This is a genomic window from Arthrobacter sp. NPDC057259, assembly GCF_042668995.1.
Taxonomy (GTDB): Bacteria; Actinomycetota; Actinomycetes; order Actinomycetales; family Micrococcaceae; genus Arthrobacter.
Genome location: NZ_JBHUYA010000007.1, coordinates 59,625 through 83,809 on the forward strand (window position 1 = coordinate 59,625; position 24,185 = coordinate 83,809).

Below are 24,185 nucleotides of genomic sequence, written 5' to 3' on the forward strand. Positions count from 1 at the left end.
CCTAGGCGTCGGGCGCGGCCGGGGCCTTGCCGGCCAGGACCCGGAAGCGGCGGACGAAGGGGAACTGGAAGGTGGTGCGGCGCGGCAGGGCGTAGGCCAGGAGGGCGGCGATGGTGAAGACGATCGCCTTGTCCATCGGGTCCGAGATCAGGGCCTGCTTGGTGATGGCGGCCAGCAGGGTGTCCCCCATGACCCGGAAGGCGCTGACCAGGGCGCCGGTGCCCAGGCCGGCGGTGCCGCCGTAGACGAAGGCCGCGATGGGCGCGGAGACGACGCCGGCGAGGATGCCGGTGACGAACCCGGCCACGGGCGCAAGGTAGAAGCGGCGGAACAGCCCGGCGCGGGCGGCCATGCCGGCGAGGAAGCCGATCAGCGCGGCGCCGGCGGCGAACGGCAGGACGGTGGGGTTAAAGAAGGACCAGATGATGCTGCCCAGGACGCCGGTGGCGGCGCCCGCGGCCGGTCCGGCGAGGACCGCGACCAGGACGGTACCCACCGCGTCGATGTAGAACGGTAACCCGATGGTGCCGATCAGCTGGCCGAGGACGACGTTGAGCACGATCGCCACCGGCATCAGCACCAGGGTGGAGGTGGGCAGGGTCGGCAGGACGGCCACGAGCAGCAGCACGGCGCCGAGCAGGAAGCCGCCCAGGGCCACGAGGGCGGAGGCGCTGGTGGGGCCGTCGGCCAGTTCCACGGGCTGGGTCAGGACCAAGTAGACGTAGGTGGCGGCGATGGACAAGGCGCCGGCGATCTCCAGCAGCAGGCTACGGCGGCCGCGGGGTTCACCGTCGCGGGGTCCGGTCGCGGGGAGAGTCAGGGGCTGCTGTGACATGAGGATCCTTCGGCTGGGGTCGGAAAAGTCCGCCTGATGTCACCTCGGCGCAGCTACCATCTTAGCCTTTGGCCGGGCCAGGAGTGGGGCCCAGGGTGCGGGCCAGCGCCCCGACCGAGCCGACCAGTTCGGCGAAGCAGGCATCGGGGTCGTTGCCGGAGACAATCCGGGCGTTCGGCGGCAGCCCCCAGAGGCCGCGGAAGTCCGCCACCGTGGTGCCCATCAGCAGCGGCGAGTCCGCCTCGACGTCGACCGTCGCCAGCCGGGTGCTGAACGGGGTCCGCCCGGCGGCGGCGCAGGCGGCAAACGCGTCGTGCACGTGCGCCACGTACCCCTGGTCGTAGAGCCGGTGGAACTCCATGTAGAACCGGAGCGCGTCCGAGAGGCAGGCCACCAGCGGATTCGCGGCGGTGCTGCGCAGGCCCTCGGGCTGCTCCGGCAGCACCAGCTCCGGCTCCGGCAGCCCGGCGGCCTCCCCCAGCCGCCGCAGGTGTTCGGGCCGCATCTCGATCCGTTCCGTGGTCTCCAGCGCGCAGACAACGGGCAGCTTGTCCTCGGGCAGGCCACGATAGGCCGCGTAGACCTCCTTGGCCGCGTGCGGGTCCACGTGGGTGTTCCACTCCGCCGTCGGCGTCGTATTGCCCTGGTAGTAGAAGCTGCCGCCCATGATCACGAGGGACTTCAGCAGCCGCGGCAGATCGGGTTCCCGGCGCAGGGCCAGGGCGAAGTTGGTCAGCGGTCCGGTGATCAGGCCGGTGAGCTCGCCGGGATGCGCGCGGGCCTCCTCGATCCAGAGGTCGACGGCGTGCCGTTCCGAGATGGGCTGGGCCGGGGCGGGGAGTTCGGCGTAGCCGATGCCCTGCGGCCCGTGGGTTTCCTCGGTGGTGACCAGCGGGACCTGCAGCGGGACCTCGGCGCCGGTGGCCACCTCGATCCCGCCGCGGCCACAGAGTTCCAGCAGCGAAAGGGTGTTCAGAGCCACCTGCCGGGCGCCCACGTTCCCGGCGGTGCAGGTGATGGCGTGCACCTCCACCTCGGGGCGGGAGAGCAGGTAGACGATGGCGAGGGCGTCGTCGATCCCGGTGTCGACGTCCATCAGGATGCGGGGACCGGCGGCCCGGGCGCCGGGGACGGGCTCGCTCAGAACAGGGCAACCTTCGGCGTGCGCGGGAAGATCTCGTCCAGCTCGGCCCGTTCGGCGGCGTCAGGGACCCAGGCGACGGCCGCGGCGTTCTGCCGGACCTGTTCGGGGCGGGTGGCGCCGGCGATCACGCTGCTGACCGAGGGCTGGGCGGCGAGCCAGGAGAATGCGACCTGGATCTCGGTGAGGTCCCGTTCCGCGGCGAAGGCGGAGAACCGGCCCAGCTGGTCCCAGTCGGCGTCGTTGACCAGGTTGGTGCGGGTGTGGCTCAGGCGCGAGCCCTCGGGGGCCTGGCCCTTGGTGTACTTGCCGGTCAGCAGGCCGTTGGCCAGCGGGAAGTAGGGCAGGACGCCCAGGCCGTAGGCCTCCGCGGCGGGGGTGACTTCCTGTTCGGCCCGGCGGTCCAGCAGGTTGTAGTGGTTCTGGCTGGAAATGAAGCGGGCGCCGCCGCGGGCGCGGGCCACGTATTCGGCCTCGGCGATCTGCCAGCCGGCGCGGTTGGAATGGCCGATGTAGCGGACCTTGCCGCTGGCCACGAGCTCGTTGAGCGCTTCGAGGGTCTCCTCGATGGGGGTCTGCGGGTCCGGGGTGTGGAACTGGTAGAGGTCGATCCAGTCGGTGCCGAGCCGGCGCAGGGAGGCCTCCACGGCGCGGATGATGTACCGGCGGGAGCCGCGGGCACCGAAGTCGTTGCCGTTGGCGCCGTTCATGTCGAGGCCGAACTTGGTGCCGATGACGGCGTCGTCGCGGCGGCCGGCGAGGGCCTTGCCCAGCATGGTTTCGCTGAGGCCCGGTTCGCGGCCGTAGACGTCGGCGACGTCGAAGAAGGTGATGCCGGCGTCGAGCGCGGCGTGGACGACGGCGTCTGTTCCCTCCTGCGTCTCGGTGGCGGTGCCGGCCCGGCCCAGGTTGTTGCAGCCGAGGCCCACGGCGGAGACGGTCAGTCCGGAATTTCCTACGCGTCGGTAATCAGTCATGGAATTCAGCCTATAACGGCCTACCCGGGGGGGAGTTCCAATCCGTGCTCGTCCATGGCGTCCTGCAGCTGGGCCAGGGTGCGCGGGCAGATGCCCGGCATGCCGGCGAGCTGGCGGCGGCCCAGCGGGACCAGGTGTTCCAGCGTCTCCACCCCGGCGTGCGCCAGGTAGCGGCGGGCCGGAGCGGCCAGTCCCGCGGGGAGAGGGGTGCTGCCGGGTCGTGGGGATTTGCGCGTCATTGCGTGTCCTTCCAGCGCTGCCCCCAATTCCAGGTGAGCCGGGTCCGGCTCCGTGCAGGTGCCGCCGGCTACAGCGAGAAGCTGGAGGACGGCTTGGCGGAGTGTTTCAGTTTATAGTCCGTGGAGCCATAAGGCGCCGCCCCGATGCTGAGTTTGGTGAAGTCCAGGGCCTCGCCGCGGATGCAGACCTTGATCGCGTTGACCGTTTTGGCCACGTCCGGGGTCAGGCAGAAGATGTTCAGCTTGGCGTCCGAGAACTCGGACCGGTCCACCACGCCCAGGCCGCGCCAGGCCAGGTGGCTGATCAGCGCGTCCTTGGCCTTCTCCTCGAGGTAGCGGTCCCGGCTGGTGCCCTCCTTGGTCTTGAGGGCGTACTGGGCCACCACCCAGGACTGTTCCTCCTCGGGGATCTCGGCGTAGCCGTCCTCGGCGCATTGGGCGGCGAAGGCCTCCATGAGGAATTCGCCGGCGTCCGGGTCGGCGACCTCGGTCTCCTCGGTCTTGCTCTGGTGTCCTACCACGCCGTGGTTCATCACGAACTCGGAGTATTCCTCGTCGATCCAGGCCTCCCGGAAGTGCAAGACCCCTTCCTCGTCGCGCTTGTAGACGCGGATGATGCCGCTCATGCTGTGTGTCCTTTGGTGGTTCGGTCAGAGGATCGGCAGGCTGCCGGTGCTGGGGTGTTCCTGGCCGGGCAGCGGGCGCGCGAACGGCACCTTCGTGCCGAGGACCTGCGCGACGACGTCGTGCGTGATCTGCTGGGCGGTCAGGCCGACGCGTTCCAGCACCTGGCTGCGGGTGCCGTGGTCCAGGAATTCGACCGGCAGGCCCACCTCGTTCAGGGCGGTATCGACGCCGGCGGCGCGCATCTCCTGGCGGATCCGGGAGCCGACGCCGCCGGCCCGGACGCCGTCCTCGATGCAGATGACCAGGCGGTGATGGGAGGCCAGGGCGATCACCGAGGCGGGCACGGGCAGCACCCAGCGCGGGTCGATGACGGTGGAGCTGATGCCCTGCGCCCCGAGCCGGCCGGCGACGTCGAGGGCCAGCTCGGACATGGCGCCGACGCTGACGATCAGCACGTCGTTGTCGGTGGAGCCGGCGGGCCGGCGGGCGAGCACGTCCACGCCGTCGGCCAGGCGTTCGAGCGCCTCGACCTCGGCGCCGACGCTGCCCTTGGAGTAGCGCAGTACGGTGGGGGCGTCCTCGATGGCGACGGCCTCCCGGAGTTCTTCCTTCAGCCGGGTGGCGTCCCGCGGGGCGGCCAGGTGCAAGCCGGGGACGATCTGAACCATCGCCATGTCCCACATGCCGTGGTGGCTGGCGCCGTCGGGCCCGGTGACGCCGGCGCGGTCCAGGACCACGGTGACGCCCGCCTTGTGCAGGGCCACGTCCATCAGCAGCTGGTCGAAGGCGCGGTTGAGGAAGGTGGCGTAGACGGCCACCACGGGGTGCAGGCCGCCGAAGGCCATGCCCGCGGCGGAGGTGAGGGCGTGCTGTTCGGCGATGCCGACGTCGAACACGCGCTCCGGGTGCCGCGCTGCGAACTTGTGCAGGCCCACGGGAATCAGCATGGCGCCGGTGATACCCACGATGTCCTTGCGTTCGTCCGCGATATCGGCGATCTCGTCGGCGAAGACGGAGGTCCAGGACTTGGCGCCGCCGGCCTCGGTGGGTTCGCCCGTTTCCGGGTCGATGATGCCGACCGCGTGGAACTGGTCCGCCTCGTGGGCGCGGGCCGGGGCGTAGCCGTGGCCCTTCTCGGTCATGGCGTGCACGATCACGGGACCGGCGTAGTTCTTGGCCGTGGAGAGGGCGTTTTCCATGGCCTGGAGGTTGTGGCCGTCCACGGGGCCGATGTACTTCATGCCGAGGTCCTCGAACATGCCCTGCGGGGCCCACCAGTCCTTGATGCCCTTCTTCATGGCATGGAGGCTCTTGTAGGTGAACTGGCCCACCGGGCCGCCGCTCTGCAGCCGCTTCTTCCACCAGTCCAGGGCGCCCTCGTAGGCGGGGGCGGCGCGGAGCGAGTCGATGGTGGGGCGCAGCGAGGCGAGGTAGTCGGCGAGGCCGCCGACGGTCGGGGCGTAGGAGCGGCCGTTGTCGTTGACGACGATCACGACGCGGCGCTTCTTGTCCGCGGCGATGTTGTTCAGGGCCTCCCAGGCCATGCCGCCGGTGAGGGCGCCGTCGCCGACGACGGCGATCACGTACCGGTCGCCGTCGCCGGTGAGCCGGCGGGCGCGGGAGATGCCGTCCGCCCAAGACAGCGAAGAGGAGGCGTGGGAGCTTTCGACGATGTCGTGCTCGGACTCGCCCCGGTCCGGGTAGCCGGAGAGGCCGCCCTGCTGGCGGAGGGTGCTGAAGTCCTGCCGTCCGGTGAGGAGCTTGTGCACGTAGGACTGGTGTCCGGTGTCGAAGACGATGCTGTCGCGCGGCGAGTCGAAGATGCGGTGCACGGCGATGGTCAGTTCGACGACGCCGAGGTTCGGCCCGAGGTGTCCGCCCGTCTGGGACACATTGCCGATCAGAAATTCCCTGACCTCGGCGGCCAGCTGGTCCAGCTGCGCCTGGGACAACGTGTTCAGGTCCTGCGGACTCCGGATGCTCTCCAAGATTCCCAACGGCCCTCCTTGCGGGTAGTAGACATGCCTTACAACTCTAACGCCTCGGCGTGTCCGCAGGTTGCGCGCCCCGGATCCGCGGGCGCCGCTCCCCCGCCGGGCCGGGCAATGCCGACGTCCCGGGAACGCCGAAGCCCCGGCCCGTCTGTGACGGTCCGGGGCTTCGGGTGGCCTCGCCGGGAAGGCTCGGCCGGTGGTGCTAGCTGGCCGAAATCTGGCGCAGCACGTACTGCAGGATGCCGCCGTTGCGGTAGTAGTCGGCTTCACCCGGGGTATCGATGCGCAGGACCGCGTCGAAGCTCGTGGTGGTGCCGTCTTCTGCCGTGGCGGTGACCTTGAGGGTCTTCGGCGTGGTGCCCTCGTTGAGGGCGGTGACGCCCTCGACGGAGAAGGACTCGGTGCCGGTCAGGCCCAGGCTGGCGGCGTTCTGGCCGGCCGGGTACTGCAGCGGCAGGACGCCCATGCCGATGAGGTTGGAGCGGTGGATGCGCTCGTAGCTTTCGGCGATGACGGCCTTGACGCCGAGCAGAGCGGTGCCCTTGGCGGCCCAGTCACGGGACGAACCGGAGCCGTACTCCTTGCCGGCCAGGACCACCAGCGGGGTACCCGCGGCCTGGTAGTTCTGCGCGGCGTCGTAGACGGCGGCCTGCGGGCCGTCGGCCTGCGTGAAGTCGCGGGTGAAGCCACCCTCGACGCCGTCGAGCAGCTGGTTCTTGATCCGGATGTTGGCGAAGGTGCCGCGGATCATGACCTCGTGGTTGCCACGGCGGGAACCGTAGGAGTTGAAGTCCTTGCGCTCCACGCCGTGCTCCAGCAGGTACTTACCGGCCGGGGTGTCCGACTTGAAGGAACCGGCCGGGGAGATGTGGTCGGTGGTGACCGAGTCGCCGAGCTTGAGCAGCACGCGGGCTCCGCTGATGTCCTGGACCGGCTCCGGCTGGGCCTTCATGCCCTCGAAGTACGGGGGCTTCCGGACGTAGGTGGAGTCCTGGTCCCAGGCGAAGGTGTCGCCGGCGGGGGTGTCGAGGGCCTTCCAGCGCTCGTCGCCTTCGAAGACGCCTTCGTAGCCGCGGGCGAACATGCCCTTGTCGATCGAGGAGTCGATGGTCTCCTGGACCTCGGACGGGTTCGGCCAGATGTCCTTGAGGAAGACGTCGTTGCCGGCTTCGTCCTGGCCCAGCGGGTCGCTCTCGAAGTCGAAGTCCATGGTGCCGGCCAGGGCGTAGGCGATGACCAGCGGCGGGGAGGCCAGGTAGTTCATCTTTACGTCCGGGTTGATCCGGCCCTCGAAGTTGCGGTTACCGGAGAGCACGGCGGTGACCGAGAGGTCGTTGGCCTGGATGGCCTCGGAGATCTCGGCGTCCAGCGGGCCGGAGTTGCCGATGCAGGTCGCGCAGCCGTAGCCGACGATGTAGAAGCCGAGCTTCTCCAGGTACGGGGTGAGGCCGGACTTGTTGTAGTAGTCGGTGACGACCTTCGAGCCCGGAGCGACGGAGGTCTTGACCCACGGCTTGGCGGTGAGGCCCTTTTCGACGGCGTTGCGGGCCAGCAGTGCGGCGGCCAGCATCACGGACGGGTTGGACGTGTTGGTGCAGGAGGTGATCGAGGCGATCGACACCGCGCCGTGGTCCAGTTCGAACTCGCGGCCGTCGGCGGTCTTGACCGCCACGGTCTTGGACGGGCGGCCGTTGGCCTTGGGTCCGTGCGAGTGCGGGGCCTCCTCGGTGAGGTGGCTGGCGTTGGCGGTGAATGACGGGGCGTCGGAGGCCGGGAAGCTCTCATCGATCGCTTCGTCGAGGCTGCCGTCGGCCAGGTCAACCTTGACGTAGTTGCGCAGGTCCTCACGGAACTGGGCCTTGGACTCGGAGAGGATGATGCGGTCCTGCGGGCGCTTCGGGCCGGAGATCGACGGGACAACCGTCGACAGGTCCAGCTCGAGGTACTCGGAGAACTTGATCTCACGGGACGGGTCGTGCCAGAGGCCCTGCTCCTTGGCGTAGGCCTCGACCAGGGCGACGTTCTCGTCCGCCCGGCCAGTGAGGCGCAGGTAGTCGAGGGTCACGTCGTCGATCGGGAACATCGCGGCGGTGGAACCGAACTCGGGGCTCATGTTGCCGATCGTGGCGCGGTTGGCCAGCGGCACGGCCGCGACACCCTCGCCGTAGAACTCGACGAACTTGCCGACCACGCCGTGCTGGCGCAGCATCTCGGTGATGGTGAGCACCACGTCGGTGGCGGTGGCGCCGGCCGGGATGGAACCGGTCAGCTTGAAGCCGACGACGCGCGGGATCAGCATGGAGACGGGCTGGCCCAGCATGGCCGCCTCGGCCTCGATGCCGCCGACGCCCCAGCCGAGCACGCCCAGGCCGTTGACCATGGTGGTGTGGGAGTCGGTGCCGACGCAGGTGTCCGGGTAGGCGCGCAGGGTGCCGTCAACCTCGCGGGTCATGACGGTGCGGGCCAGGTATTCGATGTTGACCTGGTGCACGATGCCGGTTCCCGGCGGGACGACCTTGAAGTCGTCGAACGCGGTCTGGCCCCACCGGAGGAACTGGTACCGCTCGCCGTTGCGCTGGTACTCGATCTCCATGTTGCGCTCCAGTGCGCCGGAGTTGCCGAAGGCGTCGATCTGCACGGAGTGGTCGATGACCAGTTCGGCCGGTGCCAGCGGGTTGACCCGGGTGGGGTCGCCGCCGAGGTCCTTGACGGCCTCACGCATGGTGGCGAGGTCGACAACGCAGGGCACGCCGGTGAAGTCCTGCATGATCACGCGCGCCGGCGTGAACTGGATTTCAGTGTCGGGCTCGGCGTTGGGATCCCAGCCGGCCAGGGCGCGGACGTGGTCGGCCGTGATGTTGGCGCCGTCCTCGGTCCTCAACAGGTTCTCAAGCAACACCTTGAGGCTGAACGGAAGGCTGTCTGCGCCTTCGACGGAGTTCAACCGGAAAATCTCGTATTCGGTACCGGCTACATTAAGTTTGCCTTTTGCACCGAAGCTGTCCACAATGCTCATCGCAGGACTCCTCTCGCAACTGTTTCATCTTTGTCGCGCCGCAGACCCCTAAGCTAGTTAGGCAAGCCTAACCAAGCGCTTTGTGGGGTGCTGAGCCCGCGCGACGTCGGACTACTCCGCCCATCCTAGTGGCCCGGGCCCCCAGGAGTCAGCAACGCCACCGTCTCCAGGTGGTGCGTATGCGGGTAGAGGTCGAACCCGCGCAGGGACTTCAGTGCCCAGCCCCGCTGCTGGAAGTAGCCGACGTCGCGGGCGAACGACGCCGGGTCGCAGGAGACGTAGGCGATGGCGCGCGGCGCGGAGTCCACGAGCTGGCTGACCACGGCCTTGCCGGCGCCGGCCCGGGGCGGGTCCAGGATCAGTGCGTCGAAGCTGCGCGGCTTCTGCCGCAGCACCCGTTCGACCTTGCCCTGGACAATTTCCACCTGCGGGGCGTGGTGCAGGTTCTTGCGGGCGTCCCGGCTGGTGCCGGGCGAGCCTTCCACGGACAGCACGGAGCCGGTGACCCCGACGGCGTCGGCCAGCGCGGCGGTGAAGAGCCCGGCGCCGGCGTACAGGTCGGCCACCGCCGAGCCGGGGGCGAGGTAGCCGCCGTCGTGCAGGGCCTCCTTGACCGCGCCCACCAGGGTCTCCGGGGCGTGGCGGTGGATCTGCCAGAAACCGTCGCCGGTGACGCGGAAGTCATGGCCGGCGGCGGTTTCCTGCACCCAGGTACGGCCGCGCAGCTGGGTGACCTCACCGGTGGCGGGGTCCAGCCGGGCGACGGAGACCCTCTCCGGCAGGCGGGCCGCGATGGCGGCGACCCGCTGCGGGCGGGTGCCGGGGGCGGGAACCAGCAGCACCAGCGGCCGGGAGCCATTGGCCGGGGCCGCGACCTCGATCCGTTCGATGCCCTGCAGGTCCTGGTCCCAGAGGCGCAGGTCATTGATGCCGTCCACGGCCAGCGGCATCTCGCGGACCGCCAGAACGGCCTCGGAGCGGTAGGCATGCATGCCCAGCTGGCCGGACGGGGTCATCGCGAAGCCGGTGCGGGTGCGCCAGCCGAGCCCCGGCGCCGCCGAGGACGCGTCCTCCCCCACCGCTTCGACGTGGCCGGCGCCCGGGAGGCCGGCCAGGGCGTGGGCGTCGATGCCCGCGAGGCGGTGCAGCTGCTCGGCCAGGACCTCGGCCTTCAGCCGGCGCTGCCGGGCCAGGGAGATGTGGCCCAGTTCGGCGCCACCCACCGGCGGGTGGCCGTGGGCCCAGGCGCGGCGCGCGTCGGCGGCGTGCCAGAAGTGCTCCACCCGGTCCTCGGAGGCCTCGAGCACCTCGATGACGTCACCGCGCCAGAACTTGGCACCCTCGGCGTCGTCGGTGAGCCTGATGCGGACCTTCTCCCCCGGGATGCCGTGCCGGACGAAGATGACCCGGCCCTCGTGCCGGGCCACGGCGTGGCCGCCGTGGGCCACCCGGCCGACGTCGACGACCAGTTCGGTGGCGGCGGGGGTCCGGGGGTCGGTGCTCATTGAATATCCTGCAGTCTCTTGGCTTCTTCGGACGATTTCAGCTGCCACGGCACGCTGGCGACCATCACTCCGGGTTCGAAGTGCAGCCGGGTCTTGATCCGCAGGGCGGTCTGGTTGTGCACCAGCTGCTCCCACCACTTGCCCACCACGTACTCGGGGATGTACACCACGATCAGGTCCCGGGGTGAGTCCCGGCGCATGTTCTTGATGTATTCCATGATGGGCGTGACCGTTTCCCGGAACGGGCTGGCCAGGACCGTGATGGGCACCGGGATGTCCAGCTTCTCCCAGTCCGCGAGGGTCTGTTCGGTCTCCTCCGGGCTGATGTCCACGGTGATGGCGTCCAGCCGGGACGGCCGGGACGCGCGGGCGTAGGCCAGGGCGCGGAGCACGGGCTTGCGGACGTGGGAGACCAGCAGCACGGCGTGGACGCGGGTGGGCAGGGCCCGCGGCGAGGAGTCCTCGTCCACGGCGAGTTCCTTGGCCACGTTGTCGTAGTGCGCCCGGATGCTCCACATGATCAGGAACAGGATGAACATGGCCAGCAGGGCGATCCAGGCGCCCTGTTCAAACTTGGTGATCAGCACGATCACCAGCACCAGGCCGGTCATGCCGAAGCCGATGGTGTTGATGGTGCGCGACTTGAGCATCCGCAGCTTCGCGGCCGGGTCCTTGGCGAGCTTCAGCTCCCGGCCCCAGTGCCGGATCATGCCGAGCTGGCTGAGCGTGAAGGAGATGAAGACACCCACGATGTAGAGCTGGATCAGCTTGGTGACGTCGGCGTTGAAGGAGATGATCAGCACCAGCGCACCGGCGGCGAGGGCCAGCACGCCGTTGCTGAAGGCCAGCCGGTCGCCGCGGGTGCGGAGCTGGCGGGGCAGGTAGCCGTCCTGGGCCAGGATGGAGCCGAGCACCGGGAAGCCGTTGAACGCCGTGTTGGAGGCGAAGACGAGGATGACACCGGTGGCGGCCACCACGATGTAGAACGGGATGGAGCCGGCGCCGAAGACCGTCTGCGCGATCTGGCTGATGGCCGGGTTCTGGATGTAGCCCTCGTCCACGGGCTGGCCGTTGAGCAGGAACTCCTTGGCAGGGTCCTGCACGATGTGCACCTTGGTGGCGTTGGCCAGGTAGATGATGCCGGCCAGCATGGACGCCGCGATGACGCCGAGGAGCAGCAGCGTGGTGGCGGCGTTCTTGCTCTTGGGCTTCTTGAAGTTGGGCACGCCGTTGCTGATCGCCTCGACGCCGGTGAGGGCGGCGGCGCCGGAGGAGAAGGCCCGCAGCAGCAGGAACGCGCCGGTCAGGCCCACCAGGCCCTCGTCGAAGCCGGCCGCCGGGACGATCTCGAACTCGGCCGACGGCGCCTGGCCCAGCTGGCCGGTGACGGCCTGGAAGACGCCGACGGCGGTCATGCCGAGGATGGAGACCATGAAGATGTAGGTGGGGACGGCGAAGACGCTGCCGGCCTCTCGGATGCCGCGCAGGTTCACCAGGGCAAGGATCACGACGCCGATGGTGGCGATCGCGGCCTGCTGGCCGTGCAGCGAGGGCACGGCCGTGGTCAGGTACGCCGCGGCCGAGGACATGGAGACCGCCACGGTCAGGACGTAGTCCACCAGCAGGGCCGAGGCGACGGTCAGGCCGGCGTATTTGCCGAGGTTCTCGTTGGCGATCTCGTAGTCGCCGCCGCCGGAGGGGTAGGCGTGGACGTTCTGCCGGTAGGAGGCGACCACCGTCAGCAGTACCACCATCACCGCCAGGCCCACCCACGGCGAGAACGCCACCGCGCTAACGCCGGCCAGGGCCAGGGTGAGCAGGATTTCGTCCGGGGCGTAGGCCACCGAGGACAGCGCGTCCGAGGCGAAGATCGGAAGCGCGATCCGCTTCGGCAACAGGGTGTGGGCCAGACGGTCGTTGCGGAAGGGACGCCCCACCAGCACCCGCTTCACGGCATTGAAAATTGTCAGCACCAGACAAAGTTAGTCTGATTCGCACCCGATGTCATGGCGGCCGGGGCGCGGCTGCCGGGCCCCGGTGGCCGGTAGAGTTTACGCAGCAACGTGAGACAGACCCTTTAGGAGGCACATGTGGCGCACTTCGTGATCATGGGTTGCGGCCGGGTGGGTGCCACCCTGGCGCACACTCTTGAGGACGCCGGCCACTCGGTCGCCATCATCGACCAGGACGACCGCGCCTTCCGGAGGCTCCGCACCGGCTTCACCGGCCGCAAGGTCACCGGCGTCGGCTTTGACCGCGAAACGCTCAAGCGCGCCGGCGTCGAGGAGGCCTACGCCTTCGCCGCCGTCTCCAGCGGTGACAACTCCAACATCCTGGCCACCCGCGTGGCCCGGGAGACCTTCCACGTCCCGCACGTGGTGGCCCGCATCTACGACCCGGGCCGGGCCGAGATCTACCAGCGCCTGGGCATCCCCACGGTCGCGGCCGTGCGCTGGAGCGCGGACCAGGTGCTGCGCCGGATCCTGCCCGAGCAGCACCTCGCCGGTGACTTCCGCGATCCCTCCGGCCGGCTGGTGCTGGCCGAGGTGGACCTCGACGCCGGCTGGGTCGGCCACCCGCTGACCGCCATCGAGAAGGCCGCGGACATCCGCATCGCCTACCTCACCCGCTTCGGCGAGGGGATGCTCCCGACGCCCGGCATGTCGCTGCAGGACGGCGACACCGTCCACGCCATGCTCAGCGTGGACCGCACCTCCGAGGTGGCCCACATCCTCGCCAAAACCCCCGCCAAGGAGTCCTAAGTGAAGGTCGTCATCGTCGGTGCCGGCAGCGTCGGTTCCTCGATTGCCCGCGAACTGCTCTCGCACAAACACGAAATCCTGCTGATCGACCTCAAGCCGGAGGTGATCGGCCGCAGCGGCCTGCGCGGCGCACACTGGCTGGTGGGCGACGCCTGCGAGCTGAGCACCCTCAAGGACGCCCGGCTGGAGGACGCCGACGTCGTCGTCTCCGCCACCGGCGACGACAAGGTCAACCTGGTGGTCTCGCTGCTGGCCAAGACCGAATTCGGCGTGGGCCGCACGGTGGGCCGGGTGAATAACCCGAAGAACGACTGGATGTTCGATGACTCCTGGGGCGTCGACGTCGCGGTCAACACCCCGCAGCTCATGACGGCGCTGGTAGAGGAGGCCGTGGAGATCGGCGACCTGGTCCGGCTGCTGACGCTGCAGACGGGTGTATCCTCGCTGGTGGAATTCACCGTGCCGCACGATTCGCACGTGATCGGCCTAACGGTGGGCGCCATCGAATGGCCCGAGGACGCGACCCTCGTGGCGATCCTCCGCGACCAGGCCCCCATCACCCCCAGCCGGGACGACGTGATCGACGGCGGCGACGAGCTGTTCTTCGTCACCACCATAGCCGCCGAGGACGAGCTGCGGGCCCTGCTCTCGGCCCCGGAATCCGGCAACGGCGACGGCGACACTGTGGCGGATACCGCCGGGTCCGGCGATGACTACGACGGCCGCTCCGGCCAGCCCTCGCACAGTCACGCCATCGAGGACGACGGCTTCGACGGCTAAGGCCCCGACCGCCCGCGTGCCGCCGACGGGCCGACCCACCTGACTGACAGCTGAGGCCGTTATGAGCGTTCATAACGGCCTCAGCTGCGAGCTAGATGGGTTCGACGGGATGCCCGGCGTCGGCTGCCGGCGCGGCGGGCCGGGTCAGGAGCCAGGCCACCCAGAGGCCCAGGATGTACAGCGGGGCGCCCATCAGCAGCCGGGTGGTGGCGAGGGCGGCGAGGCCCTGCTCCCCCATGTAGTACAGCGGCACCTGGACCAGCAGGCGCAGGGCCAGGACGGTGATGATCACCCAGGTCCCGATCCGGTACGCCTTCACGCGGGCCGGGTCCTTGCGCCAGTGCAGTCCCTCGTTGCGGATGAAGCCGAACAGCAGCCCGGCGATCGGCCAGCGGACGGCGATCGAGATGCTCATCGCCACGATGTAGCCCAGGTTGGTGAAGAAGCCCAGGACGTAGAAGTCCTCGGCCTTGCCGGTGGTGTTGGCAAGCCAGGCGGAGAGGCCGACGCCGGCGATGCCGGCCAGCGCCTGGGTCAGCGGCTTGCGCTGGACCAGCCGGGCGACGGTGAAGGCGGCGGCGACGGCGAGGGCGCCCACCAGCGCCGGGGTCAGCTCACGGGACACGGTGAAGGCGATCAGGAAGACCAGGCCGGGCAGGATGCTCTCCGCCAGGCCCTGGACGCCGCCGGCGCTTTTCAGCACGTCGATGTTGCCGTTGCTGGTGCGGTGCAGGCCCGCCTTCGCGGCGTAGTCCTCGGCCAGCTGGGCCACGGTCGGTTGGGTGCCCGCGGGCTGCGCCTCGCCGGGCCGGGTGGAGCCGGGCTGGGATTCGCGGGGGCGGGGGTCCTGGAACGGGGAGCTCTCGGGCATGGTCAGTGTTCCTCCAGGCGGGACAGGATTTCGTAGCGCGGGTTGAACATGGTGGGCAGGCCGTCGCGGACGGTGACCATCCCCTCCAGCTTCAGCTCCAGTCCGGCGTGGACACCCGGGATGCGGCGGCGCCCCAGCCACACCACGCGGAGCCGGTCCGCGGCCACCTGACGGCGGCGGCGGGCGGTGGGCGGTGCGGCGTCCGCCGGGACTCGGCGGGGCCTCGCCGCGGGGGCGTCGTGGTCCGTGATGATCGCGGTGAATGCCGCGACCTCGCCCGCGGGGGCGTAGGTGACGGATTCGATGAAGCCGCGGCAGAGGACGCGGCCGCGCTCGGGCAGGCCGCGGACCGGGACGGCGTCGGAGGACAGGCCTCCGGGGGCGTCACCCAATCTGGGTGGTCTCCGGTCCGCGTTCGGGCTGGTCCAGGGTGGGGCGTCCGGCCGTGCCGGGGACCGTGGCGCTGGTGTCCTTGGGCAGGCGCAGCTGCAGCAGGTCGCGCGGCGGCATCGGGTTGTCTCCGCGCACCACCACGATCCTGCGGAAGAGGTCCTCCAGGTCACGGGAGGCTTCCCGGTCCAGGGCCGCTTCGCCGCCGAGCACACCGCGCAGGAACCAGCGGGGGCCGTCGACGCCGATGAAGCGGGCCACCCGGTAGCCCTCGCTGCCGTCGCCGGCGGGGAGCTTCGCGACGAGTTCGATGCCGAAGTGGCCCTCGATCTCCTCCACCTGGCCGCCCTGGCTTCCGACGGACTGGCCGATCTGCTCGCGGATCTCGTCCCACAGTCCTTCGGACCGGGGAGCCGCGAAGGCCTGCAGCTGCAGGCTGGAGCCCTCGAGGTCCATGGTCACGGCGACGACGCGCTGGGTGGCCTCCTCGACCTCGAGCCGCAGCTGCAGGTTCTCCCGCGGTGCGATCAGCAGGGCGCCGAGGTCCACGTAGCCGTCCTGGTTCTCAATCTCCGAGACGTCGTACGGGCCGGACCCGCGGACGGCCGTGTCCGCGGCGGCGTCGGCGCCGGTCTCCGGGGCCTCGACGGCCTCGCTCGGCTGTTCCTGCTTGGCTTTCCTGCCACGCCCAAAAACCATGGGGTTGTCTCCTTCGTTGTGTTCCGGCGCTGCTCGTCCGGGGCGGCCCGGGTGTGCCGGCCTGACGGGCCGGGCCCGGTGTAGCTGGGGCCGGTCAGGCCTGCGTCGCGCCGAACCCGCCGGTGGAACCGAAACCGCCGGTGCCGCGGACCGAATCGCTGAGCTCCTGGACCGGAACGAACTCCGCGTGCTCCACACGCTGGATGACCATTTGGGCAATTCTATCGCCGCGCCGGAGCTCGATGGACTCGGAGCGGTCCGTGTTCAACAGGGTTACCGCAATTTCTCCGCGGTAGCCGGCGTCGACGGTGCCGGGGGCGTTCACCACGGTCAGTCCGTGCTTGGTGGCGAGGCCCGAGCGCGGGTGGATCAGCGCCACGTAGCCGACAGGAAGGGCTATGGCGACGCCGGTGGGCACCAGTTTCCGCTCGCCGGGTTCCAGGACGACGTCCTCGCGGGCGCGCAGGTCCGCGCCTGCGTCGCCGGGGTGCGCGTACGACGGCGGTTCCAGCCCGTCGTCGAGCATCTTCAACTGGACCGCCAGGGTGGGACCAGGGACGGCGTGCGCGGGGGTTGTTTCTTCAGTCACAGTCCCCCACTGTAACGCCCGCGGAAAGGTTCGGCCTACCACGGCGCCGGGCGGGAGGATGCCTTGGGCGCCCGGGCATCGGGGCCCTCCCGTGACGTCCCGCCAAGGTGAAATAGCCCGGGAAAAGTGGAAAGCTGGCCTCATGCCCGAATCCAGCGCCGCTGTGCCTGCCTCCAACCAGACCCCCGACGAATCCACCGTCCTGTTCAGCGAAAAGCTGTGGCCGAGCTTCTGGATCTGGCTGGTGGCGGCAGGACTGTCGGCGGCCGGCATCCTGGTGTTCGCCCCGATCAGCATGACCGCGGGCATCACCGCGGCGGTGGTGCTCTTCGTGATCCTGGCCGTGCTGCTGATTGTCTCCACCCCGTCCCTTCAGGTCACCGCGGGGACCCTGCGGGTGGGCCGGGCGACGATCGAGCGCCGCTTCGTCGGTGCCGTGGAGGCCTTCGAGGGCGGGGAGGCGACGGCGGAACGCGGCCCCCGGCTCAACGGGCTGGCCTTCATGTGCATCCGCGGCTGGATCGATCCGGTGGTGCGGATCGAGATCACCGACCCGATGGACCGGACGCCGTACTGGCTGGCCTCGACCCGCCGTCCCGCCGAGTTCGTCGCCGCGCTCAAGCGCTAAGGCCCCTGGGCCGCTGAACCGCTGACGTCTTAACCGCTAATCCGCCGCCGGGGCGCTTCGCGGGCCCGCCTCAGCCCTCGCACTCCACGCAGTACTTCAGGCCGTCCTTTTCCCGGGCGATCTGGGAGCGGTGCCGGACCAGGAAACAGGACGCGCAGGTGAATTCGTCGGCCTGGGCGGGCATCACCCGGACCAGCAGCTCCTCGCCGGAAAGGTCAGCGCCGGGGAGCTCGTACCCCTCGGCCAGATCGGTCTCGTCCTCGTCCACCACCGCGGAGGGCTTCTCGGTCCGCCGGGACTTCAGTTCCTCGATCGAGTCCTCGTTGAGGTCCTCTTCGCTCTTCCGCGGCGCGTCGTAGTCTGTCGCCATTACTTTTCGCTCACACTCCGCACTTGTTGGGGTTGTCGCCGTCGCCGTCCGCCGGGCTGGTGCTCTCCCCGTCCGGTCCGGATCCGGTTCACCGGCGTCAACGCCGGGCGGATGTTTTTTGTGCCCGGCGTCGGGTCATTCTTGCCTACCCGGGTTCAGCGCGCCAGAGTCCGGCGGACGCCGTCGGGACGTGATGGCCCGGGCGTTCACCCAATGCCCGCCGGCGGCGCCTTCGAAGGGCGGAAAATGCCGGAAATTCGCGGCGCGCCCTCCCTCTTCACCGCTTTTGGTCCCCGGCAGTGGCAGAGTTTCGAGTGTTAGCAATGCCAGGGTGGAGGATTTGTATGCAGGATCTACGGCTTGTAGGCGTCCACGACGATGGAGAGCATCTCCTGTTCAGTGGCGCCGGCGGCGAGATGTTCCAGCTGCCGATCGATGAAACGCTTCGGGCTGCCGTGAACCGGCCCTCGAAGACTGCCCCGGGCCCGGCGCCGGAGCCCATTGCCATGTCCCCGCGGGACATCCAGGCCCGGATCCGCAGCGGCGCGACGGCCGCGGAGGTCGCCGAGCTCTCCGGCCTGCCGCTGGCCAAGGTTGAGCGCTATGAAGGTCCGGTGCTGGCCGAGCGCGAATACGTCGCCCAGCAGGCGCGCCGGATCGAGGTTGCGTCCCCCACCGCGGGCCACGAGGGTTACCGCTCCCACTTCGGCGACCAGCCCGCCACCCTGGAGGAAATGGTCAGCCACCGGCTGCGCGCCTACGGCGTCGCTCCGGAGACCGTGGAGTGGGATTCCTGGCGGCGCCCCGACGGCCTGTGGAACGTGGTGGCGGCGTTTTCGCTGCCGGCCGGCGGCCACACCGCCATCGGTGAGGAACCGCCCGCCACGTGGACGTTCAGCCCGGCGCTGAAGTCCCTGCAGAACGCCAACCGCTGGGCGCAGCAGCTCAGCGAACTCGAGCCAATGGACGGGCCGGTCCCGTCCCGCCGGCTCTCGGCCGTTTCCGACCGGCCCTTCGACTTCGAGACCGATGCCGAGGCCGCCGCGCGCACGGCGACGGCCCAGCTCAGCATCGTGCCCGCCGACAGGTCACTGCCCGGGGACACCCGCCAGGACCGGGACAACGACGGGCTGCTGGACATGCTCCGCTCCCGCCGCGGGCACCGGATCGGGGTGGACGAGGACGCTGATGACGCGCTGGCACTCATGCTGAGCCAGGGCGTCCCGGCGGCCCACCCCCGGCCCTCCGAGGTTCCCGCCCCTGGCGATGCCTCCGACAGTGACAGTGACACCGACACCGGGTCCGACGCCGGTACCGCCGATGACGCCGACCTTCACGCGTCCAATGGCGGCGGCGCGGACGCCACCGGCGACGCCGACACGACCGCGGAGCCGGAGAAGCCTTCCACTCCGGCGGCGGCCAAGGCCGAACCGCATTCCATCCCCGGGCCTGATGCCTTCACCCGCCGCCGCGATGCCCGGCCCTCGATGCTCTCCCGGCTGACGCTGGCGCCGCGGCACGACGCCGCCGACGCCGGCGACGCGTTGCGGCTGCACGACGGGGTCAGCACGGAGACCCGGGAAATCACCATCGCGGCCTCCCAGCTGCGCCCGGTGCGCGGCAATGGCCAGGGGCCGACGTCGAGCCCCGGACTGGACGAACTGCTGGGCGGCGGCACCTCGCGGCGCGCGGCACGGCCGGAGTCCCCCGAGCAGCCCCGGACCCCGGACGGCATCTTCCCCGCCGGCAACCGGAACCCGGAACTGTCGCGGTCTGAGGCGCGGGCCGAGCGTGCCGCTGAGACGCCCGAACGCCAGCCTGCCAAACCCAAGCGCTCCAGCGTCCCCAGCTGGGACGACATCGTTTTCGGCACCCGCAGCGAGTAGCCTCCGAGTGATCGAACTGTCGCCGCCCCGCTTCGGCCTGTTAGCGGCGGCGGGCCTTGCTGCCGGTCTTGCCGGCGGCGCTGAAGCATAGCAGCGGGACTTCCCGTTCGGCCTTGGTCAGCGATCCGTGTTGGCCCACCACCTCGAGCGCCCGTGCGGGGACCCGGCGGGTGTCGTAGAGCGCCAGGGCGTCGCGGGCGGCAATCATCACGTCGCCGATCCTGGGGCCAACGGCGTCGCGCACGTCGCCAAACAGCCCCGCCGCAATAGCCTCCTCGCGGGTGAAGGCCCAGATCCGTTCGCCGAACCGCGCCCGCCAGGCCGCCAGCAGCCGGCTGCGGCCGGCCTCCCCCGCGTCCTCTTCCAGGTAGAGGTGGACCATCCGGGGTTCGCCTGCGGTGTGCCGGACGCCCTCGATCAGGGCGGGGGCGGCGGAGTAGTCCAGGCGCCGGGACTCGGGCACATCCACCATGCCGTGGTCGCCCGTGACCAGCACGGTGGTCCCCGGCGGGAGTGTCGAGTTCAGCCGGCTGACGGTCGCGTCGAGCTCCTCCAGCTGGTGTTCCCACTGGGACGACGCGGCACCGTAGCGGTGGCCGGCCTTGTCCAGCTCGTGCACGTAGAAGTACATCAGCGCGCTCTCCGCCCCGGCCATCGCCTCGGCCGCGGCGGCGGTGCGGGCGTGCGCGGTGGTTCCGGCGATGAACCGCCCTCCGCGCAGGGCCGCCTGGGTCATGGCGGAGTCGCTGAAGCGGGGCAGGGCGACGGTGCTGACGTCGGCGTGCTCCGCGGCGCGTTCGAAGACGGTGGGCAGCGGCTGCCAGCGTCGCGGATCGACGCCGTCGTCCCAGTTGCTGAGCATGTTGACCACGCGGTCCTGGTCCGGGTCAACGACGTCGTAGCCCACCATGCCGTGCTGCCCGGCGGACCGGCCGGTGCCGAAGCTGGCCAGCGACGCCGCGGTGGTGGACGGGAAGGCTGCATCGATGCCGGCGGGGACCTCACCCTGCCCGGACTGGAGCACCGAGCGCAGGAACGGCGTGTGGGCGGCGCGCTGCTTCAGCAGCTGCCGGCCCAGGCCGTCGGCCAGGACCACGCACACCCGCCGCGCCGGGGGCAACGACAGCCGGTTCTCGAAGCCGGGCACGCCGATGCTGGCCGCCGCACTGCCGAAGACCTCGGCGATGGACTTCCTGCCGTAGGCCGGCGGCGAGGGCAGGGCCGGGCCGGAGGGCAGGGCTGGGCCGGTGGTCAGGGCAGGGCCACCCGGCCCCGACGTGGAACCGGCCGTGCTGTCGGCGCCCATCTCAGCGCTGATGGCCGCGGCTCAGGCGGTTGGCGAAGACGCCGGCGCGGGAGCGCGGCGGCAGGGTGGAGACGCCGTGGCCGGCCGGGGCACCGGATCCGGTGTTTACGGCCCGCAGGGCGCGGGCGAAGAGCTTGGCGTCCTGGACCGCCTGGAGGCCGTCCGCCTCGGCGCTGATCCGCAGGACGATGTCCTCCTGGGCGATCGTGCCGCTGTAGCCGTGGTCCGCCTCGCACTGGGGGTCCCCGCAGCTGGCCGGGCCCATGTCCAGCCGCTGGCCGCCGGACCAGGCGATGGAGAGCGTGAGTTCGCGGACCGGGTCCGAGGGCTTGTAGTCCTGCGGCTGGGCGTAAATGTAGCTGAGCACCACGGAGCGGATCTGGGCCACCGGGACGGACTCGGTGGAGACCTGGGCGACCATCTGCTCGCCGGCCTCGTCCAGCTGCTGGTCGTCCACGTGGGTGATCACCAGCATGTCCTCGGTGAGCACCAGCACGGTGATGTGGCGGCGGACCTCGGCCCGGTCGAAGTGGGTTTCGAGGTGCACCAGGTGGGAGACGCAGTCCCGGCCGTCGAGGGCGTCGGCCACCACGTCGGCGACCAGCCGCGGGTAGAAGCCGGCCTGCTCCAGCGCATCCGTGAGGCTCTGTCCCTGCGCGCTGTGGTCGTGCAGGCCGGCGTGCGGCGCACCGTGGCGGGCGGAGACGGAAGCCTGTGGCTGGGATGCTGGGGGCTGGGAGGTCATGGGTTCCATTTTCACAGATCGGCTAGTCACTTGCTAACCGCGGCGCCCCGATGTGGACAAGACCGCAGGCACCTGAGCCTCAGGCCCGCATGGCGCGCCGGGCCGTGTCGGTGCGCTGGGCGGCGTTGGCGATCCGCACGTCGGCGGCGAGGATCACCGCCCCCTCGGTGCCGGCGAGGACCGGGTTGAACTCCACGAGGGCGATCTCCGGGTGGTTGTCCTTGAGCCGGGTCAGCCGCGCGGCGAGGTCCTCCAGCGCGGCGACGTCGACGGCGGGCAGCCCCTGGTAACCGAAGAGCTTCCGCGAGGCCCGGGGCGAGCGGATGAAGTCGTGCACGTCCGAGCCGGAGAGCGGCGGAACGCGGTGCGCCCAGTCGTCCAGCAGGTTCACAGCGTCCCCGGCGAGGCCGAAGGAGACCACCGGTCCCAGCAGCGGGTCCTCGATGGCCCGGAAGGTGCACGCCTGGCCCACCGGAGCCATGGTCTGAACCTCCAGGGAGGGCGAGCCGTAACGTTGCAGGGACCGTCGCATCTGGGCGATGTTGGCCCGCAACGAGTCGGCGTCCTGAATGTCCAGCCGCACCCCGCCCAGGTCCAGGCGGTGCCGAAGCGCCGGGTCGGTGGTCTTGATCGCCACCGGCCAGCCGAGCCGCTCCGCCGCGGCGACGGCGTCGTCGTCGGTCTCGAAACCCGCCGAGGGAAGCACGTGGATGCCGTAGTGGCCCAGCAGCCGGTCCGCGGCGGCCGGGTCCAGCCGGACCAGCTGCTCGCCGCCGACGGGGCGCAACAGTTCTTCGAGGTCGTGGTGCGCGGCGTCGGGGTCGCAGCCCTCGGGTTCGACGAAGAGGCCCTGGTCCCGGACCTTCCACTGGGCGTAGCGGACGACGGCGGCCAGGGCGGCGACGGCGGCGCCCGGGTTCGAGTAGCAGGGCACGGGCGGGGCCTCGCCGGCGTCGCCCACCATGCCCTCGACGTAGATAGACGGGTCCAGGATGCCGGTGAACGCGGCCACCACGGGTTTCCCGGCGGCGGCCGAGCATTCGGCCAGCACCGCGCCGATCTTCTCCACGGTCAGGCCCCGGGCGGGCAGCAGGGCCACGACGACGGCGTGCACGTTCTCCAGCGTCAGCGTCTCCTGCAGGCTGCGGCGCAGGGCGGGGAGGGCGCGGGACATGCCGGTGTCCAGGTCGACGTCGGCGACGATCCGCTCGACGCCGAGCCCGGCGGCCTCGGCGCTGTCCGAGACCACCTTGCCGAGGGCCCGGGAGTTGCTGAAGACGGCCACACCGGGGCCTTGCGGCAGCGGCTGGCTGGAGACGATCTGCGCGACGTCCATGAGTTCCTCGATGGTCCCCACCCGGATCACGCCGGCCTGGCGCATCATGGCATCGAGCGCTTCAGGCGGCGCCTGGGTAGTGCGGACCGAGTGGCCCGGCGGCAGGTTCAGGCCCATCGCGTCGGACTTGGCAACAATCACGGGTTTGGTGCGCGCCAGCCGCCGGGCCAGGCGGGAGAACTTACGCGGGTTGCCGATCGATTCGAGGTAGAGGCCGACGGCGGTGGTGTCCGCGTCGTCCTCCCAGTACTGCATCAGGTCGTTGCCGGAGACGTCGGCGCGGTTGCCGGCGGAGAGGAAGGTGGAGATCCCCACCCGGCGGCGGCTGGACGCGGCGTAGAGCGAGACGCCGATCGCCGCGGATTGGCTGAACAGTCCCAGGCCGCCGCGGCGGGCCAGCGAGGGGGCCATCGAGGCGTTGAGGGAGACGGCGGGGTTGGTGTTGACGATCCCGAGCGACGCCGGGCCGATCACCCGCATGCCGTTGGCCCGGGCCTGGCGGACCAGTTCCCGCTGCCGCGCCAGGCCGCGTTCGCCGTCGTCGGCGTAGCCGGCGGTGGCCACCACGATGCCCTTGACCCCGGCCTCGCCGCACTCCTGCACCACCTTGGGGACCTCGTCGTAGGGCACGGCGATGATGGCGAGCTTCACCGGGCCCGGCACCTCGGAGAGCCGGGCGAAGGAGAGCATGCCGGCCAGTTCCAGCGCCTCGGGGTTGATCGCATAGACCGGACCGGTGAAGCCGCCCTCGATGATGTGTTCAAGCAGCTGGTAGCCCACGGTCCCCCAGCGGCGGCTGGCGCCGATCACGGCGATGGAGTCGGGGGCCAGCAGCTCCTGGATGCTGCGGGCCTCGGCGCGGTGCTCGCGGGATTCCATCACGGCGCGGGACTTGTCCGTGGGGTCGATGTTGAATTCGAGGCTGACGACGCCGTCGTCGAAGTGCCGCTTGACGTCGTAGCCGGCGTCGGAGAAGACCATCAGCATCTTGCGGTTCTCCGGCAGCACCTCGGCACTAAACTTGCGGATGCCGTTTTCCCGGGCGGCGGCGGCGAGGTGTTCGAGCAGGATGGAGCCGATGCCGCGGCCCTGGTGGGCGTCGGCGATGTTGAAGGCCACCTCCGCCTCGGCCGGGTCATCGAGCCGGTCGTAGCGGCCGATGCCGATGATGTCGCCGCCGATGGTGATCACCAGCGCCACCCGGTCCTTGTAATCGACCTCGGTGAAGCGCTTGAGTTCCTTGCTGGAGAGCTTGGACTTGAACGCGAAGAAGCGCATGTAAATGGACTTCTGCGACTGGCCGACGTGGAAGGCCTGCACGGCGTCGGAGTCGGCGGCGTGGATGGGCCGCAGGTGGGCCGTGCCGCCGTCGCGCAGCACGACATCGGCTTCCCAATGTTCCGGATATACGCCGTCCACGGGCTGATCCACCATAGGCTTAGCCTAGCCATAAACTTACGCAGCACCCGTTGAGCACCACGCAGAAGGA

The 24,185-nt window shown here is 70.3% G+C and carries 21 protein-coding genes; 4 read left to right on the forward strand and 17 right to left on the reverse strand.

The window, feature by feature from the left end; genetic code table 11:
• Position 1 precedes the first annotated feature (1 nt).
• The 9 genes from ACFUCU_RS12550 to ACFUCU_RS12590 form a co-directional block, all read right to left on the reverse strand.
• Positions 2 to 835, reverse strand: a complete 834-nt coding sequence (locus tag ACFUCU_RS12550) for an ECF transporter S component (RefSeq protein ID WP_377972947.1) — start codon at positions 833 to 835, stop codon at positions 2 to 4.
• A gap of 61 nt (positions 836 to 896) precedes the next feature.
• Positions 897 to 1,931, reverse strand: coding sequence for a nucleoside hydrolase (locus tag ACFUCU_RS12555; protein ID WP_377972948.1), 1,035 nt, complete (start codon positions 1,929 to 1,931; stop codon positions 897 to 899).
• A gap of 44 nt (positions 1,932 to 1,975) precedes the next feature.
• Positions 1,976 to 2,953, reverse strand: coding sequence for an aldo/keto reductase (locus ACFUCU_RS12560; protein ID WP_377972949.1), 978 nt, complete (start codon positions 2,951 to 2,953; stop codon positions 1,976 to 1,978).
• A gap of 20 nt (positions 2,954 to 2,973) precedes the next feature.
• The gene (locus ACFUCU_RS12565; protein WP_377972950.1) at positions 2,974 to 3,192 is read right to left on the reverse strand and encodes a hypothetical protein; all 219 of its coding nucleotides are present in this window, start codon (positions 3,190 to 3,192) and stop codon (positions 2,974 to 2,976) included.
• Between the two features lie 68 nt (positions 3,193 to 3,260).
• Positions 3,261 to 3,818, reverse strand: a complete 558-nt coding sequence (locus tag ACFUCU_RS12570) for a hypothetical protein (protein WP_377972951.1) — start codon at positions 3,816 to 3,818, stop codon at positions 3,261 to 3,263.
• A gap of 24 nt (positions 3,819 to 3,842) precedes the next feature.
• Positions 3,843 to 5,816 carry a 1-deoxy-D-xylulose-5-phosphate synthase gene (dxs, locus tag ACFUCU_RS12575; RefSeq protein WP_377972952.1) on the reverse strand — a complete coding sequence of 658 codons (1,974 nt, stop codon included), beginning with the start codon at positions 5,814 to 5,816 and terminating at the stop codon, positions 3,843 to 3,845.
• A 199-nt stretch (positions 5,817 to 6,015) separates the two neighbouring features.
• The gene (locus ACFUCU_RS12580) at positions 6,016 to 8,829 is read right to left on the reverse strand and encodes an aconitate hydratase (RefSeq protein ID WP_290258108.1); all 2,814 of its coding nucleotides are present in this window, start codon (positions 8,827 to 8,829) and stop codon (positions 6,016 to 6,018) included.
• Between the two features lie 125 nt (positions 8,830 to 8,954).
• Positions 8,955 to 10,334 (reverse strand): class I SAM-dependent RNA methyltransferase, encoded by a 1,380-nt coding sequence (locus ACFUCU_RS12585; protein ID WP_377972953.1) that lies wholly within the window; start codon positions 10,332 to 10,334, stop codon positions 8,955 to 8,957.
• Entirely contained in the window at positions 10,331 to 12,307 is a 1,977-nt protein-coding gene (locus ACFUCU_RS12590) for an APC family permease (RefSeq protein ID WP_290258110.1), read from the reverse strand. The genes ACFUCU_RS12585 and ACFUCU_RS12590 overlap by 4 nt, the downstream gene beginning before the upstream one ends.
• 117 nt (positions 12,308 to 12,424) lie before the next feature.
• Here ACFUCU_RS12590 and ACFUCU_RS12595 point away from each other — a divergent pair, with 117 nt between their 5' ends.
• On the forward strand, positions 12,425 to 13,096 hold the full coding sequence (locus tag ACFUCU_RS12595) for a potassium channel family protein (protein WP_377972954.1): 672 nt from the start codon (positions 12,425 to 12,427) through the stop codon (positions 13,094 to 13,096).
• Positions 13,097 to 13,876, forward strand: coding sequence for a potassium channel family protein (locus ACFUCU_RS12600; protein ID WP_377972955.1), 780 nt, complete (start codon positions 13,097 to 13,099; stop codon positions 13,874 to 13,876).
• 91 nt (positions 13,877 to 13,967) lie between these two features.
• Here ACFUCU_RS12600 and ACFUCU_RS12605 read toward each other — a convergent pair whose 3' ends face one another.
• From ACFUCU_RS12605 to dut, 4 genes are all read right to left on the reverse strand, one after another.
• Positions 13,968 to 14,747, reverse strand: a complete 780-nt coding sequence (locus ACFUCU_RS12605) for a DUF3159 domain-containing protein (RefSeq protein ID WP_377972956.1) — start codon at positions 14,745 to 14,747, stop codon at positions 13,968 to 13,970.
• A gap of 2 nt (positions 14,748 to 14,749) precedes the next feature.
• Positions 14,750 to 15,139 carry a hypothetical protein gene (locus tag ACFUCU_RS12610; protein ID WP_290258114.1) on the reverse strand — a complete coding sequence of 130 codons (390 nt, stop codon included), beginning with the start codon at positions 15,137 to 15,139 and terminating at the stop codon, positions 14,750 to 14,752.
• Positions 15,132 to 15,836: a DUF3710 domain-containing protein gene (locus ACFUCU_RS12615; protein ID WP_290258116.1), complete on the reverse strand. Its 705-nt coding sequence runs from the start codon at positions 15,834 to 15,836 to the stop codon at positions 15,132 to 15,134. Before ACFUCU_RS12615 ends, ACFUCU_RS12610 begins: the two co-directional genes overlap by 8 nt.
• Before the next feature lie 94 nt (positions 15,837 to 15,930).
• Positions 15,931 to 16,425, reverse strand: a complete 495-nt coding sequence (gene dut / locus ACFUCU_RS12620; RefSeq protein WP_377972957.1) for a dUTP diphosphatase — start codon at positions 16,423 to 16,425, stop codon at positions 15,931 to 15,933.
• A gap of 142 nt (positions 16,426 to 16,567) precedes the next feature.
• Between dut and ACFUCU_RS12625 the strand changes: the two genes are divergently transcribed.
• Complete coding sequence (locus ACFUCU_RS12625; RefSeq protein WP_364137746.1) at positions 16,568 to 17,053, forward strand: DUF3093 domain-containing protein; 486 nt, start codon at positions 16,568 to 16,570, stop codon at positions 17,051 to 17,053.
• Between the two features lie 70 nt (positions 17,054 to 17,123).
• Here the strand turns inward: ACFUCU_RS12625 and ACFUCU_RS12630 are convergent, their stop codons facing one another.
• Positions 17,124 to 17,423, reverse strand: a complete 300-nt coding sequence (locus tag ACFUCU_RS12630) for a DUF4193 domain-containing protein (RefSeq protein ID WP_290258119.1) — start codon at positions 17,421 to 17,423, stop codon at positions 17,124 to 17,126.
• 344 nt (positions 17,424 to 17,767) lie between these two features.
• Here ACFUCU_RS12630 and sepH point away from each other — a divergent pair, with 344 nt between their 5' ends.
• Positions 17,768 to 19,309 carry a septation protein SepH gene (gene sepH, locus ACFUCU_RS12635; protein ID WP_377972958.1) on the forward strand — a complete coding sequence of 514 codons (1,542 nt, stop codon included), beginning with the start codon at positions 17,768 to 17,770 and terminating at the stop codon, positions 19,307 to 19,309.
• 40 nt (positions 19,310 to 19,349) lie between these two features.
• On the opposite strand, the gene ACFUCU_RS12640 is transcribed toward sepH, so the two are convergent.
• The 3 genes from ACFUCU_RS12640 to ACFUCU_RS12650 all read right to left on the reverse strand — a co-directional run bounded on the left by ACFUCU_RS12640 (position 19,350) and on the right by ACFUCU_RS12650 (position 24,130).
• Entirely contained in the window at positions 19,350 to 20,615 is a 1,266-nt protein-coding gene (locus ACFUCU_RS12640; RefSeq protein ID WP_377972959.1) for an alkaline phosphatase family protein, read from the reverse strand.
• Between the two features lies 1 nt (position 20,616).
• Positions 20,617 to 21,360: a DUF5998 family protein gene (locus tag ACFUCU_RS12645; RefSeq protein WP_377972960.1), complete on the reverse strand. Its 744-nt coding sequence runs from the start codon at positions 21,358 to 21,360 to the stop codon at positions 20,617 to 20,619.
• Between the two features lie 79 nt (positions 21,361 to 21,439).
• Positions 21,440 to 24,130 carry a GNAT family N-acetyltransferase gene (locus ACFUCU_RS12650; RefSeq protein WP_377972961.1) on the reverse strand — a complete coding sequence of 897 codons (2,691 nt, stop codon included), beginning with the start codon at positions 24,128 to 24,130 and terminating at the stop codon, positions 21,440 to 21,442.
• Between the last annotated feature and the right edge of the window lie 55 nt (positions 24,131 to 24,185).

Bases quoted from the DNA above. Each gene is read 5' to 3' on its own strand.
- ACFUCU_RS12550 (WP_377972947.1), bottom strand. From the start codon at position 835: ATGTCACAGCAGCCCCTGACTCTCCCCGCGACCGGACCCCGCGACGGT.
- ACFUCU_RS12555 (WP_377972948.1), bottom strand. From the start codon at position 1,931: ATGGACGTCGACACCGGGATCGACGACGCCCTCGCCATCGTCTACCTG.
- ACFUCU_RS12560 (WP_377972949.1), bottom strand. From the start codon at position 2,953: ATGACTGATTACCGACGCGTAGGAAATTCCGGACTGACCGTCTCCGCC.
- ACFUCU_RS12565 (WP_377972950.1), bottom strand. From the start codon at position 3,192: ATGACGCGCAAATCCCCACGACCCGGCAGCACCCCTCTCCCCGCGGGA.
- ACFUCU_RS12570 (WP_377972951.1), bottom strand. From the start codon at position 3,818: ATGAGCGGCATCATCCGCGTCTACAAGCGCGACGAGGAAGGGGTCTTG.
- ACFUCU_RS12580 (WP_290258108.1), bottom strand. From the start codon at position 8,829: ATGAGCATTGTGGACAGCTTCGGTGCAAAAGGCAAACTTAATGTAGCC.
- ACFUCU_RS12585 (WP_377972953.1), bottom strand. From the start codon at position 10,334: ATGAGCACCGACCCCCGGACCCCCGCCGCCACCGAACTGGTCGTCGAC.
- ACFUCU_RS12605 (WP_377972956.1), bottom strand. From the start codon at position 14,747: ATGCCCGAGAGCTCCCCGTTCCAGGACCCCCGCCCCCGCGAATCCCAG.
- ACFUCU_RS12615 (WP_290258116.1), bottom strand. From the start codon at position 15,836: ATGGTTTTTGGGCGTGGCAGGAAAGCCAAGCAGGAACAGCCGAGCGAG.
- ACFUCU_RS12625 (WP_364137746.1), top strand. From the start codon at position 16,568: ATGCCCGAATCCAGCGCCGCTGTGCCTGCCTCCAACCAGACCCCCGAC.
- ACFUCU_RS12630 (WP_290258119.1), bottom strand. From the start codon at position 17,423: ATGGCGACAGACTACGACGCGCCGCGGAAGAGCGAAGAGGACCTCAAC.
- sepH (WP_377972958.1), top strand. From the start codon at position 17,768: ATGCAGGATCTACGGCTTGTAGGCGTCCACGACGATGGAGAGCATCTC.
- ACFUCU_RS12640 (WP_377972959.1), bottom strand. From the start codon at position 20,615: ATGGGCGCCGACAGCACGGCCGGTTCCACGTCGGGGCCGGGTGGCCCT.
- ACFUCU_RS12645 (WP_377972960.1), bottom strand. From the start codon at position 21,360: ATGACCTCCCAGCCCCCAGCATCCCAGCCACAGGCTTCCGTCTCCGCC.
- ACFUCU_RS12650 (WP_377972961.1), bottom strand. From the start codon at position 24,130: ATGGTGGATCAGCCCGTGGACGGCGTATATCCGGAACATTGGGAAGCC.